Source organism: Pseudomonas cavernae, assembly GCF_003595175.1.
Taxonomy (GTDB): domain Bacteria; phylum Pseudomonadota; class Gammaproteobacteria; order Pseudomonadales; family Pseudomonadaceae; genus Aquipseudomonas; species Aquipseudomonas cavernae.
Genome location: NZ_CP032419.1, coordinates 2904684 through 2918049, shown reverse-complemented (window position 1 = coordinate 2918049; position 13366 = coordinate 2904684). Strand labels below are relative to the sequence as shown.

15 protein-coding genes are annotated in these 13366 nt (G+C 66.0%); 8 read left to right on the top strand and 7 right to left on the bottom strand.

Annotated elements, in window-relative coordinates:
• Positions 1-91 precede the first annotated feature (91 nt).
• The 3 genes from D3880_RS13340 to D3880_RS13330 form a co-directional block, all read right to left on the bottom strand.
• Positions 92-649 carry a Smr/MutS family protein gene (locus D3880_RS13340; RefSeq protein ID WP_119893931.1) on the bottom strand — a complete coding sequence of 186 codons (558 nt, stop codon included), beginning with the start codon at positions 647-649 and terminating at the stop codon, positions 92-94.
• Between the two features lie 49 nt (positions 650-698).
• On the bottom strand, positions 699-1019 hold the full coding sequence (locus D3880_RS13335) for a hypothetical protein (RefSeq protein ID WP_119893930.1): 321 nt from the start codon (positions 1017-1019) through the stop codon (positions 699-701).
• Positions 1020-1140: 121 nt separating this feature from the next.
• Entirely contained in the window at positions 1141-1734 is a 594-nt protein-coding gene (locus D3880_RS13330; RefSeq protein WP_119893929.1) for a cysteine hydrolase family protein, read from the bottom strand.
• A gap of 151 nt (positions 1735-1885) precedes the next feature.
• Between D3880_RS13330 and prmB the strand changes: the two genes are divergently transcribed.
• Complete coding sequence (prmB, locus tag D3880_RS13325; protein WP_119893928.1) at positions 1886-2806, top strand: 50S ribosomal protein L3 N(5)-glutamine methyltransferase; 921 nt, start codon at positions 1886-1888, stop codon at positions 2804-2806.
• 89 nt (positions 2807-2895) lie between these two features.
• Here the strand turns inward: prmB and D3880_RS13320 are convergent, their stop codons facing one another.
• A complete protein-coding gene (locus tag D3880_RS13320) occupies positions 2896-3681 on the bottom strand; it encodes a hypothetical protein (protein ID WP_119893927.1) in 786 nt (261 codons plus the stop codon).
• Between the two features lie 40 nt (positions 3682-3721).
• Positions 3722-4711 carry an alpha/beta hydrolase gene (locus D3880_RS13315; protein ID WP_119893926.1) on the bottom strand — a complete coding sequence of 330 codons (990 nt, stop codon included), beginning with the start codon at positions 4709-4711 and terminating at the stop codon, positions 3722-3724.
• A gap of 132 nt (positions 4712-4843) precedes the next feature.
• On the opposite strand from D3880_RS13315, the gene aroC reads away from it, so the two are divergent.
• The 7 genes from aroC (at position 4844) to speB (ending at position 11761) form a co-directional block, all read left to right on the top strand.
• Positions 4844-5935 (top strand): chorismate synthase, encoded by a 1092-nt coding sequence (gene aroC, locus D3880_RS13310; RefSeq protein WP_119893925.1) that lies wholly within the window; start codon positions 4844-4846, stop codon positions 5933-5935.
• A gap of 91 nt (positions 5936-6026) precedes the next feature.
• On the top strand, positions 6027-7187 hold the full coding sequence (locus D3880_RS13305) for an MFS transporter (protein WP_119893924.1): 1161 nt from the start codon (positions 6027-6029) through the stop codon (positions 7185-7187).
• A complete protein-coding gene (locus D3880_RS13300) occupies positions 7184-7798 on the top strand; it encodes a methylthioribulose 1-phosphate dehydratase (protein WP_119893923.1) in 615 nt (204 codons plus the stop codon). Before D3880_RS13305 ends, D3880_RS13300 begins: the two co-directional genes overlap by 4 nt.
• Before the next feature lie 16 nt (positions 7799-7814).
• Positions 7815-8360 (top strand): 1,2-dihydroxy-3-keto-5-methylthiopentene dioxygenase, encoded by a 546-nt coding sequence (locus D3880_RS13295; RefSeq protein WP_119893922.1) that lies wholly within the window; start codon positions 7815-7817, stop codon positions 8358-8360.
• 223 nt (positions 8361-8583) lie between these two features.
• Positions 8584-9267, top strand: coding sequence for an acireductone synthase (gene mtnC, locus D3880_RS13290; RefSeq protein WP_119893921.1), 684 nt, complete (start codon positions 8584-8586; stop codon positions 9265-9267).
• A 454-nt stretch (positions 9268-9721) separates the two neighbouring features.
• Complete coding sequence (locus D3880_RS13285) at positions 9722-10795, top strand: polyamine ABC transporter substrate-binding protein (RefSeq protein WP_119893920.1); 1074 nt, start codon at positions 9722-9724, stop codon at positions 10793-10795.
• Positions 10796-10804: 9 nt separating this feature from the next.
• The gene (gene speB, locus D3880_RS13280) at positions 10805-11761 is read left to right on the top strand and encodes an agmatinase (RefSeq protein ID WP_119893919.1); all 957 of its coding nucleotides are present in this window, start codon (positions 10805-10807) and stop codon (positions 11759-11761) included.
• Between the two features lie 186 nt (positions 11762-11947).
• Here speB and D3880_RS13275 read toward each other — a convergent pair whose 3' ends face one another.
• Positions 11948-12421, bottom strand: coding sequence for a methylated-DNA--[protein]-cysteine S-methyltransferase (locus D3880_RS13275; RefSeq protein WP_119893918.1), 474 nt, complete (start codon positions 12419-12421; stop codon positions 11948-11950).
• A 2-nt stretch (positions 12422-12423) separates the two neighbouring features.
• Positions 12424-13317, bottom strand: a complete 894-nt coding sequence (locus D3880_RS13270) for a DNA-3-methyladenine glycosylase family protein (RefSeq protein WP_119895740.1) — start codon at positions 13315-13317, stop codon at positions 12424-12426.
• Positions 13318-13366 lie beyond the last annotated feature (49 nt).

Genomic DNA, 13366 nt, shown 5'->3' with positions numbered 1-13366 from the left:
GTTAGCGGCAAGCCGCTTTCCGAGGCTGTTTTTAGCGCAGCATCGCCGACGCGCAGCAGCTCCGAGGCAGGCTCTAAGTGCTAGTGATGGGTTACTCGTCACGGCCGTCGAGCATGGTGCGTTTGAGCATCACATAGAGCGAGCCGGTGCCGCCGTGCTTGGCCAGGCAGGAGGTGAAGCCGAGCACCTGGGGGTGCTGGCGTAGCCAGGTGTTGACGTGGCTTTTCAGCATTGGCCGCTTGCCGTCCTTGCGCACTGCCTTGCCGTGGGTGACCCGCACGCAGCGCACCTCCAGCTTGCAGGCCTCGGCGAGGAACTCCCAGAGGGTGTCGCGGGCCTTCTCCACCGTCATGCCATGCAGGTCGAGGCTGCCCTCGAAGCCGATCTGGCCCAGCTTGAGCTTGCGCATCTGGCCTTCCTGCACGCCATCGCGGGCCCAGTGCAGTTCGTCCTCGGGGCCGACGTCGATGACGAACTGATCGGACAGGCCGTCGACCTTCACTGCATCCACGCGGGTAGTTGCCGCCTGGCGCAGGGTGGTGATCCGGTTGCGGTCGGCCTTGGGTTTGCCGACATCGGCGCGGTCGTGCTTGATCGGCTTGACGCCACGCAGTTCGGCATGAAACAGGGAAAAGTCGTCGTCTTGCATGGGGCCTCCGCGAAGGCCCGCTAGTTTAACCCTTGATGGGGGGCGTGCGTCAGTCGCGCTTCTTCATCAGGTGCGGGGCGATGCTTAGGTCATTGCTGTTGCGCAGGCGCCGCCGGCATTTACGCCAGGCCAGCACGCCGATCCACAGCAGCAGTAAGCCGACGATGAGCAGGGTGATGGCGGCGCCGGGCGTGGCGTTGAGCGAGCCGAGGGCCGGCGGGCGGCCGAGCAGGGTGGCGGCCCCGGCCATGGCGAGCAGCACACCGAGGGTGGCGAACAGGGCGGCCAGTGCCGCGCCAAAGCGCCAACGCCAGATGCTCGGGCCACGTTGGCGCAAGCGACGGGCATTGAACCCACCGGATAATTTCATTCCGACTTCCTCAAAGGTTATCGGCGGTATGACCGGCCTCAGGCGGTGAGGTTCCGGCCAGCTGCGCTGGTTAGACCGGCTTCCCGGTGGAAAAGCGCTATGGCTCTGCAGCCAGCGCGGCTCAAATCAGTGCAGCGGCGTGCGGTACCAGCGCGGCGAAGTTGTCGGCCAGGGCTGCCATTTCCGCGCGATGCAGTTCGGTGGCGCTAATCACGCCGTCGCCGCAAGGCAGGTCGCGGGTGGCACAGGCAGTATCGACCAGGGTGCAGCGGTAACCATAGTCCTTACAGGCGCGTACGGTGGTGCTGATGCTGGAATGGGTCATGAAGCCGCAGATGATCAGGTCGAGACGACCGAGGGCTTGCAGGCGGTCATGCAGTTCGGTGCCGGCGAAGGCATTGGGCAGGCGCTTCTCGACGATCAGCTCGCCCGGATGCGGCACCAGTTCGGGCAGAAAGCGTCCGCGCGGGCCCTGGGGGTCGAGAAAGCCACCTGGCACGCCGAGGTGGCGGACGTGGATGACTGGCGTACCGGCGGCGCGGGCGGCGGCCAGCAGGCGGGTGATCTCGCCGACTGCCGCATCCAAACCCGGCAGTGGCAGCATGCCGCTGCGGTATTCCTCCTGGGCATCGATGATGATCAGGCAGGCATGCTGCAGGCTGGCCGGCGCGTAACTGCGGCCAGTAAGCTGAAGTAGGGTTTGGGGCTGAGACATGGCGGACTCCTGACATACGCGCAATGCCACCATTGTCACTCCCCGCGTCGACGCTGTGAACCTCTAAACCGTTTACCGGGCAATTCTCTCCGCCCTCGCGGAGTTTTCCCCCAGGCTCTAGAATGCGCGCCTGTTATCTGGAGATGCCGCCGTGACCGTTTCCTCGTCGCAATTGCGCACCCTGCGCGACCATATTCGCTGGGCCGTCAGCCGCTTTCATGCCGAAGGCCTGTTCTTCGGCCACGGCACCGACAATGCCTGGGACGAGGCGCGCCAGCTGGTGCTCGGTGCCCTGCATTTGCCCTGGGAAATGGCCGACAGCTACCTCGACTGCCGCCTCGAGGATGACGAGCGCGAGCATGTTCAGGCGCTGCTCAAGCAACGCATCGAGGAGCGTGTGCCGACCGCCTACCTGCTGGGCGAGGCGTGGTTCTGTGGGTTGTCGTTCGTGGTCGACCCGCGTGTGCTGATCCCGCGTTCGCCGATAGCCGAGCTGATTCAGCGTCACTTCGCGCCTTGGCTGCCGCACGAGCCGGCGCGCATTCTCGACCTCTGCACCGGCTCTGGCTGCATCGGCATCGCCTGCGCCTACCAATTCCCGCAGGCCGAGGTGGTGCTCGCCGACCTGTCTTTCGAGGCCCTGGAAGTCGCCTTCCAGAACATCGAGCGGCATGAACTGGAAGAGCGCGTCTACACCGTGCAGGGCGATGGCTTCGCCGGCCTGCCGGGACAGCGCTTCGATCTGATCGTCTCCAATCCGCCCTATGTCGATGCCGAAGACTTCGCCGACATGCCCGCCGAATATCAGCATGAGCCGGAGCTCGGTCTGGCTTGCGGTAACGACGGTCTGGACCTGGTGCGGCGCATGCTGGCCGAGGCCGCCGACCATCTGACCGAGCAGGGGCTGCTGATCGTCGAGGTGGGCAACAGTCAGGTGCATGTCGAGGCGCTGTATCCGGAAGTGGATTTCACCTGGCTGGAGTTCGAGCACGGCGGTCACGGCGTGTTCCTGCTCGCCGCCGCGCAGTGCCGCGAACACCAGGCGCTGTTCCAGTCGCGGGTGAAGGGCTGATGCGTAGCTTGGGTTGAGTGCCGCGATAGCCAAAACTCCGCCCTTGGGTATCGCCGCTGCGCGTCTCAACCCAACCTACGGTTTATGACTTAGCGGGTTGCGATCCAGATCAGCAGGCCGGCCTGGAACACGGCGAACGCCACCAGGCAGGTGATGGTGAAGCGCAGCGTGCCGTCCTCGCGCTTGAATACCGTGATGCGCTCTTCCAGCTTGCGGATCTTCGTCTCCTGCTCCTGCAGGTTGTGATCGGCCTGTTCGAGCATGGCGGCGGCGTCCAGCAGGCCGACGATCTGTACCTTGTCCTTGTGCCAGTCGCTGTGCAGCGCATTGACTCGGTCGGCGCTGTATTGCGCCTTGAGCTGCAGGGCATCCTGATAGCCGACCTCGAAGCCCTGGGTGCGCAGGAAGTGGTCGCGACGGGCGCGCGCATCGTCGCTGAGCGCATCCTTGATCCCTAGCGCGCCACCTTCCACCCGGTAGTGCGCCCAGCGCTGCTTGGCCCAGGCGATGCCTTGCGCCAGCAAGAAGCGCCCGAGGCCACGGTTGAGCGGCTCCAGATGCAGGCCGCTATCGGCGCCGAAGCGCACTTCCTTGCTGCGATGATCGGCCCACACCTCCAGCACATTCTGCTCGCGGCGCAGACGCTGGCCGGGCAGATGAATGCTCAGGCGCAACAGGCTCTGCATTGGGCTGTGGCGCTCCATTCGGCCCAGCTCAACGAAGCGCAGCGGCCGCATGCCGGTGTACCGGTCGGTCGCCAGCGGCGCCAGGCGCAGCAGATGGAATTGCTCCGGGCCGAGCTCGGCCCAGGGATGGGGTTGGTTGGCCTGGGCGGTGGCCTCGGCCCCGGTTTGTGGGGGTGTGGTGTCGGTCATGGGCAGCGTCCTGGTACGCTGATGCCAGGTAATGCCCGGATTATCGGCCGGCTTTGCCGGAACTGGATACTGCCACTGTGCCATTGCGGTGGATAAATTCGATGACCCCCTCGCTGAGCTGCCGCGCCAGGGGTAGCTGCGGGTCGTTATAGGAGGCCAACTGCCGCCGCACATCGTCCGGCACGATGCGCAGCACATGGTTCATGCCGTCGATCAGCAGCAGCTCGGCGTCCGGTTTGGCGGCTTTCAGCGCCTGCGCATCCTTCACCCCGATCTGGATATCGTGACTGCCCTGGACGATCAGTGCCGGGATACGCAGCTGGGCAAAGGCCGCGGCCGGATCGTAGCGAAACAGCGAGATCAGGTAGGGTTGCACGCTGGGGCGGAACAGCACCTGCAGCTCATCCGGCACCGCGTCGTCAACCTGGCCGGCCTTCAGGCTGGCCAGCAGTGCGTCGCTGCGGGCCAGCAGCGGCGGTGGCAGGCGGAACTGCAGCTGCTCGTGCAGCACTTGGTCGATCGGCCGCGAGCTGCCGGCAAGCGACACCAGCGCATCGGCCCCGGCTTTCTCGGCGGCCAGGCTGGCGATCAGCGCGCCTTCGCTATGGCCGATCAGGATCAACCGGGCGAAACGCGGGTCGGCCTTGAGCTGATGGCTCCAAGCCACGGCATCGGCGACATATTGCTCGACACTGAGGTCGCGCTCGTCGGGGGTGGCGGCCCGGCTGGCGGCGACCCCGCGTTTGTCATAGCGCACGCTGGCGATGCCGTGCTTGGCCAGTGCCTGGGCCAGGCGTTTGAGGCTGTCGTTGTGGCCGCCGTCGGGGTTGTTGCCGTTGCGGTCGGTGGGCCCGGAGCCGGCGATCAGCAGGGCAACGGGCACGGCCTCCGGGCTTTTCGGCAGCAGCAGGGTGCCGTGCAGCTCACCGCTGCCGGTGTCCAGGCTGATCGGTCGTTGCAGCACGGTGAACGGCATGGCCTGGGCCACGCCGGCGAACAGGGAAAGGGTCAAGGCGAGCACTCGCAGCATGGGGTTCGACTTCAATGGGCACATGGCAGCTTGGATGCGCCGGTTGGAATAAGGTTCGTGGATGAACTGCTCGGGCGTGGCGGGTATACTCCGAAGCCTTTGTTTTCGGCTGATTTTCGCGGAGCGCCCTGCATGTCCGGCAACACCTACGGCAAGCTGTTCACCGTCACCACCGCCGGCGAAAGCCATGGCCCGGCCCTGGTCGCCATCGTCGATGGTTGCCCGCCGGGGCTGGAGCTGTCGCTGGACGACCTGCAGCGCGACCTCGACCGCCGCAAGCCGGGCACCAGCCGCCACACCACCCAGCGCCAGGAAGATGACGAGGTGGAAATCCTCTCCGGGGTGTTCGAGGGCAAGACCACCGGTTGCCCGATCGGCCTGCTGATCCGCAATACCGACCAGAAGTCCAAGGACTACTCGGCGATCAAGGATCTGTTCCGCCCGGCCCACGCCGACTACACCTACCACCACAAGTATGGCATCCGCGACTACCGCGGCGGTGGCCGCAGTTCGGCGCGTGAGACCGCCATGCGCGTGGCCGCCGGCGCCATCGCCAAGAAATACCTGGCCACGCTCGGCATTCAGGTGCGCGGCTATATGAGCCAGCTCGGCCCGATCGAGATCCCCTTCCAGACCTGGGACAGCGTCGAGCAGAACGCCTTCTTCAGCCCCGACCCGGCCAAGGTGCCGGAGCTGGAGGCCTACATGGACCAGCTGCGTCGCGACCAGGATTCGGTCGGCGCGAAGATCACCGTGGTCGCCGAAGGTGTGCCGCCGGGCCTCGGCGAGCCGATCTTCGACCGCCTGGACGCCGAACTAGCCCACGCGCTGATGAGCATCAACGCGGTCAAAGGCGTGGAGATCGGCGCCGGTTTCGCCAGCGTCAGCCAGCGCGGCACCGAACATCGCGACGAGCTGACTCCAGAAGGGTTTCTCAGCAACAACGCCGGCGGCATCCTCGGCGGCATTTCCTCCGGTCAGCCGATAGTCGCCAACCTGGCGCTGAAGCCGACGTCCAGCATCACCACGCCGGGGCGCTCCATCGACGTCAACGGCAACCCGGTCGAAGTCGTGACCAAGGGCCGCCACGACCCCTGCGTCGGTATCCGCGCCACGCCGATCGCTGAGGCGATGATGGCTATCGTGCTGATGGACCACCTACTGCGCCATCGTGCGCAGAACGCCGGGGTCCGCGTCAGCACCCCCGTGCTGCCACAACTGTGAGCCATTCCGTAGGCTGGGTTGAGCGTAGCGATACCCAGCGCCGCCTTTGTTGGGTATCGCTGCGCTCAACCGAACCTACAAGCGTGTAGGCATGACCGCCGCGTTGCCCTACTGGCGCCTGTCCAGCTTCTACCTGTGCTATTTCTCCCTGCTCGGCGCCACGGCACCGTTTCTGGCGCTGTATTTCGATCACCTGGGCTTTTCCAGCGCGCGCATCGGCGAGCTGGTCGCGATTCCCATGCTGATGCGCTGCGTGGCGCCGAACCTGTGGGGCTGGCTCGGCGATCACACCGGCCGGCGGCTGGCCATCGTGCGTTTCGGCGCGTTCTGTACCTTGATCTGCTTCGCCGGCATCTTCATCAGCCACAGCTATGCCTGGCTGGCGCTGATCATGGCCTTGCATGCGTTCTTCTGGCACGCGGTGCTGCCGCAGTTCGAGGTCATCACCCTGGCGCACCTGCGTGAGCAGGCGGCGCGCTACAGCCAGATCCGCCTGTGGGGCAGCATCGGCTTCATCCTCACCGTGGTCGGGCTCGGCCAGCTGTTCGAGCTGTTCAGCCTGGATGCCTACCCCTGGGCGCTGGTGGGCATCATGGCCGGCATCGTCATCAGTAGTTACTGGGTGCCCAACGCCCAGCCCGAGGCGCGCGCCAGCCAAGCGGGCGAGGGCGGTTTTCTCAGCCAGCTGCGCCGCCCTGGGGTATTGGCCTTCTATGCCGGCGTGGCGCTGATGCAGCTCAGCCATGGGCCCTACTACACCTTCCTGACTCTGCATCTGGAACACCTCGGCTACAGCCGCGGCTTGATCGGCCAGCTGTGGGCGCTCGGGGTGGTCGCCGAAGTGATCCTGTTCCTGGTGATGAACCGCCTGCTGGCACGCTTCAGCGTGCGCCAGGTGCTGCTGGCCAGCCTCCTGCTCGCCGCACTGCGCTGGTTGCTGCTGGGCAGTCTGGCCGACCATCTGGCGGTGCTGCTGTTCGCCCAGTTGCTGCACGCGGCGACCTTCGGCAGCTTCCATGCCGCCGCCATCCATTTCGTCCAGGGCAGTTTCGGCCCGCAGCAGCAAGGCCAGGGCCAAGCGTTGTATGCGGCCATGGCCGGCACCGGCGGCGCGCTGGGCGCACTGTATTCCGGCTACAGCTGGAACAGCCTGGGGCCGGGCTGGACTTTCGCCATCGCCAGCCTGGTGGCCTTGGCCGCTGCCGTTATCATCGGCATTCGTTTATCTGACTCTGGAGAGGAACGCGCATGAGCCGCGAACAACTGGCCCAGGAAATCATCGAAGCCGGGCGCTTCCTGTACGGCCGCGGCTGGTCGCCGGCCACCAGCAGCAATTATTCGACCCGTCTGGCCGCCGGCCAGGCGCTGCTCACCGTGTCCGGCAAGCACAAGGGTCAACTCGGGCAGGACGACGTGCTGGCCACCGACTTGGACGGCAACAGCCTGGAGCCGGGCAAGAAACCCTCGGCCGAGACCCTGCTGCACACCCAGCTGTACCGTTGGAAGTCGGAGATCGGCGCGGTGCTGCACACCCATTCGGTGAACGCCACGGTGCTGTCGCGCCTGACGCCCGGCGATCATTTGGTGTTGGAGGATTACGAACTGCAGAAGGCGTTCTCCGGCGTCACCAGCCATGAAGGCCGGATCATCGTGCCGATCTTCGACAACGACCAGGACATCGCCCGCCTGGCCGCCAAGGTGCAGCCTTGGCTGGACGACCACCCGGAGTGCGTCGGTTATCTGATCCGCGGTCATGGTCTCTATACTTGGGGACCGCGCATGAGCGATGCGCTGCGCCAGATCGAAGCCTTCGAGTTCCTCTTCGAGTGCGAGCTGAAGGTTCGCGCCATTATCAACCGCTGATCGTCAGGAAGCCCGCATGAGCAGTTTGACCGTCTACCACGAATCCAGCCCCGAGCTGCCGAACAAGCTATTGACCCATGTCGAAGACATCGCCGCCACCCTCGCCGAGGTCGGCGTGCGCTTCGAGCGTTGGCAGGCACAGGCGCCGATCAGCCCCGGTGCCAGCCAGGATGAGGTGATCGCCGCCTACCGGCCGCAGATCGACCAGCTGATGAGCGAGCGCGGTTACATCACCGTCGATGTGGTCAGCATGAACCGTGACCACCCGCAGAAGGCCGAGATGCGCGCCAAGTTCCTCGACGAGCACCGGCATGGCGAGGACGAAGTGCGCTTCTTCGTCGCCGGCCGCGGCCTGTTCACCCTGCACATCGAGGATCACGTCTACGCCGTGCTGTGCGAGAAGAACGACCTGATCTCGGTGCCGGCCGGCACGCGGCACTGGTTCGACATGGGCGAGCAGCCGCATTTCGTCGCCATTCGCCTGTTCAACAACCCTGAGGGCTGGGTGGCGAACTTCACCGGCGCAGACATCGCCAGCCGTTTTCCGCGTTTGGATGACTAAAGCTTTGCCCTCTCCCTAACCCTCTCCCATGAATGGGCGAGGGGACTGGCAATGCGGTGATCGCAAGTCCGCATACCGGCCGCTTTGCTCCCCTCGCCCGTTTACGGGAGAGGGGCCGGGGGAGAGAGGCGTTTTGTAGGGTGGCCGACGCGCCTTTCGTCCACCGAAACCGGGTCATTGGTGGATGGATGAAGCGCCATCCACCCTATGTTTGGAGCTGTTCATGCCCATCAAAGCCATTCTCACCGACATCGAAGGCACCACCAGCGCGGTGAGCTTCGTCTTCGACGTGTTGTTCCCCTATGCCGCCGAGCATTTGCCGGAATTCGTCCTGAGCCATGCCGAACAGCCGGAAGTCGCCGCGCAGCTGGCCGCCGTGCGCGCCGAGGCCGGTGAGCCGCAGGCCGGCATCGAGCGGGTGATCGACATCCTCCTGCAGTGGATCGCCGAGGACCGCAAGTCCACGCCGCTGAAGGCCCTGCAGGGCATGGTCTGGCAGCAGGGCTATCAGGCCGGCCAGCTCAAGGGCCACGTCTACCCGGATGCGGTGGAGGCGCTGAAACGCTGGAAGGAGGAGGGCTACGCGCTGTACGTGTATTCCTCCGGCTCGATCCAGGCACAGCAGCTGATCTTCGGTTGCTCGGTGGCCGGCGACCTCAGTCCGCTGTTCTCCGGCTACTTCGACACCACCTCCGGGCCCAAGCGCGAGGCGGCGTCCTATGCGCGCATCGTCGAGAGCATCGGCGTGCTGGCCGGCGATGTGTTGTTCCTCTCCGACATAGTCGAGGAGCTGGATGCCGCCGAGCAGGCCGGTCTGCAGACCATCGGCCTGGCCCGCGAGGGTGGGATGCTGGCAGGCCATGAGACGGTGGCCAGCTTTGCGGTGATCGATCTCGACGCGCTCTGAGAGCCTGTTCACGATCTGCTGCGCGTCGGCCATACGGCGTTAAAAATGGCCTCGGAAAGCCGCTTGCGGCTAACGCACTTTAGTGCGGCCCCGAAGGGGCGAGCGAAGCGAGTCATGCTCATTTACCGCTCGTAAACTCCGCTCCCTCGGCCATTTGATTCGCTACGCTCACCCTGCGGGCCAGCCTGCGGCTGTTACTCCGCTTCGCTACGTTGGGCCTTGTCTGGCTCTAGCTCGCGAGATCGTGAGCAGGCTCTGAGCGCTCGCGGCACGGGGCTTGAGCGTGCCGCCGGCGAGAAACGCCATCTCCCGATAACCACGAAGCCGGCGCCATGGGCCGGCTTTGGCTCGCCTGATACTTCGATAGCCATCAATGCCAGGGTGGCAAGCTTCATATATTTCGGAAGGAAAAAACGGCGCAGTATCGGCCCATCCGTGAATGGGAGGCTGTGCCATGCGATTCGCCGTATTGCCGTTGCTGCTGGGGCTGGCCCTGCCGCTGCAGGCCCAAGAACAACAACTGAACATCTACAACTGGGCCGATTACGTGGCGCCCGAGGCGCTCAAGCGCTTCCAGAGCGAGACCGGCATCCAGGTCAAATACGACACCTTCGACACCACCGAGCTGCTCGACAGCAAGCTGCTCACCGGCGGCAGCGGTTACGACGTCGTGTTCCCGGCCAGCAGTGGCCTGGCGCGGGCGATCCAGGCCAAGGCCCTGCAGCCGCTGGGCAAGCTGAGTAATGCCGGCAACCTCGACCCGGAACTGCTGGCCAAGCTGGCCAGCGTCGACCCCGGCAACCAGTTCGGCGTGCCCTACACCTGGGGCACGGTTGGCCTCGGCCTCAACAAGCAGGCGGTGCAGCAGCGTCTGCCAGGCGTGGCACTGGACAGCCTCGACCTGCTGTTCAAGCCGGAATATGCCGGCAAGCTCAAGGACTGCGGCATCGCCGTGCTGGATTCGCCGCAGGAGGTGATCAGCATCGCCCTCAACTACCTCGGCAAAGATCCTTACAGCAGCAATGCCGAGGATCTCGCCGCGGTGCAGCAGCTGCTCGCTCAATTGCAGCCGAATTTGCGCTACGTCGGCACCGGCAAGCACATCAACGATCTGGCCAACGGCAGCATCTGCCTGGCCCTGACCTACACCGGCGACGCCGGCATGGCCGCCGCCCGCGCGGTGGAAGCCAAGCAGCCGTTCGAGGTGATCTACCGCATCCCCCAAGAGGGCACGCTGATCTGGTTCGACACCATGGTCATCCCGGCTGATGCGCCGCACCCGCAGGCCGCCCGTGCCTTCATCGACTACATGCTCAAGCCTGAGGCCATCGCCGAGCTGACCAACAGCCTGTACTTCGCCAACGCCAACCAGGCCTCGGCGCCGCTGCTCGATGCGGCGGTGGCCGGCGACCCCGACATCTACCCGCCCGCGGCCATGCGCGCCAAGTTGTTCCCCGAGCAGATCCAGTCGCTCAAGGAACAGCGCCAGCGCACCCGCCTGTGGACCAGTTTCCGTAGCCAGTATTGAGTAGCGACCATGGACATTGCCTTCAACAACGACCAAGCCATCACCCGCGACAGCCTGTACGGCACCGCGTCCGAACCGACTTACGGCGGCATCACCAGCTTCATGCGCCGCCGCTACAGCCGCGATCTGCGTGGCGTCGATCTGGTGGTCAGCGGCGTGCCGTTCGACACCGCCACCACCAACCGCCCTGGCAGCCGCTTCGGCCCGCGGGCGGTGCGCGCCGCCTCGGTGCAGATGGCCTGGGCGCGGCATTTCCCCTGGGAATTCGACCCCTTCGACCTGCTCGCCACCGTCGATTACGGCGACTGCTATTTCGACCACGGCCAACCGCAGGCCACCCCGGCGGCGATCGAGGCGCATGCCGACACCATTCTCGCGGCCGGTTGCGCCATGCTCACCCTCGGTGGCGACCACTTCATCAGCTACCCGCTGCTCAAGGCGCACGCGCGGAAGCATGGGCCGCTGGCGCTGATCCACTTCGATGCCCACAGCGACACCTGGCCGGACGAGGAGGGCCAGCGCATCGACCACGGCACCATGTTCTACCACGCCGCCCGTGAGGGCCTGGTCGACCCGGCGCGCTCGGTGCAGGTCGGCCTGCGCACCACCAACGACGACGTGATGGGCTTCCAGGTGCTGGACGCCCGTGAAGTGCACCGGCAGACCCCGGAGCAGATCGCCGAACGCATCCGCGCGCGGGTCGGCGACCAGCCGGTGTACCTGACCTTCGACATCGACTGCTTGGACCCGGCCTTCGCCCCCGGCACCGGCACCCCGGTGTGCGGCGGCCTGACCAGCCACCAGGCGCTGGAGATCCTCCGCGGCCTGCGCGGCATCAATCTGGTCGGCATGGACGTGGTCGAGGTGGCGCCGCCCTACGACAGCGCCGAGATCACCGCGCTGGCCGGCGCCACCATCGCCATGGAGATGGTCTGCCTGTACGCCGCGCGGCATAAGCTCAAATAGGCCGGGTTACAGGCTGTGCTCTGTGCGACCGACAACAGTCGCCCTACAGCAGCAATGCGCCCTCGAGTTGTAACAGCAGTCCGTAGGATGGGTTGAGCGTAGCGATACCCATGATGGCGATTCGATGGGTATCGCGGGCTCAACCCATCCTACAGAACTGCTCTGTGCGGCCGACAACAGTCGTCCTTACAGCAGCAAGGCGCCCTCGAGCTGCAACAACAGGCGCTTGCGTTCCAGGCCGCCAGCGTAGCCGGTGAGGGTGCCGTTGCTGCCGATCACCCGGTGGCAGGGGATGACCACCGCCAGCGGGTTGGCGCCGTTGGCGGTGCCCACCGCGCGCACCGCCTCGGGCTTGGCGATATGCCGAGCCAGCTCGGCATAGCTCCAGGTGCGGCCGTAGGGAATCTCCTGCAACGCCTGCCAGACCTGGCGCTGGAACGCGGTGCCAACCGGCGCCAGCTGCAGCTCGAAGGTTTGCCGTCGGCCGGCGAAATACTGGTCGAGCTGGCGGCAGGCTTCGTTCAGTTCACCCTGGTCAGGGTGCCAATCGGCCGCCAGCTCCCAGGGTTGGGCGGCGTCCATGTGCAGCAGGCGCAGGCCCTGCTCGTCGCCGGCGATCAGCAGCGGGCCGAGCGGGCTGTGGTGGTAGCGGTAGTGCATGGTCAGTCCTCCGCGTAGCTGTGCCAGAGATAGACCGCCGCGTAGGCGCGCCACGGCCGCCAGGCTTCGGCGCGGGCGGCCAGGTCGCGCGGGCGGATGCCCTCGGCGCCCCACAGCGGCGACTTGAGCAGGCCGAGGTCGGCGGTGGGGAAGGCATCCGCCTCGCCGAAGGCGCGCAGGGCGATGTATTCGGCGGTCCACGGGCCGATGCCGGGCAGCGCGCAGAGGCGTTCGACCAGCGCTTCGACGCCGTCGGAGACGCTCAGGATCAATTCACCGCCGGCCACCGCCTGGGCGAAGCCGCGCAGGGTCTGTACCCGCTTGCCGGGCATGCCGATGCCGTCCAGCGGGTCCTCGGCCAATGCCGCCGGGGTAGGGAACAGCCACATGGGCTCGCCGTCGGGCGTCTCGCTCAGCGGCTCGCCGAGGCGCTGCACCAGGCGTCCGCTGATGGTCACCGCGGCCTTCACCGTGACCTGCTGGCCGACGATGGCGCGTACCGCCTGTTCGAACGGGTCGAAGGCCATCGGCAGGCGCAGGCTCGGCACGCGGGCGATCAAGCTGGCCAGCAGCGGGTCGCGGCCCAGATGGCGGGCGATCACCGCCGGATCGGCATCCAGGTCGAACATCCGCCGCACCCGCGGGGTCAATATGGGGGCAAGGTCGGCGCAAGACGGACTGAGACCCAGTTCCAGCGCCGGTTGGTCCGCCAGCGGGCGGACGCTGAACCAGCCGCTGCGGGGGCCGAGACGAAAGCTGCGGGTATAACTGTGCGGCGTGAGCCGTTCGACGCCGGTCAAGGTGCGCAGGGCGAAGTGGTTGTGGAACTGTTGCCAGTTCCAGGGCTCGCGATAGGTCAGGCGCAGCCGGGCGCGGGCAGGAGTGTGATCGTTCATGGCCAGACGATAACGCCGACGCCGGTGCTTGTCGCTCCGAATCTGGCTT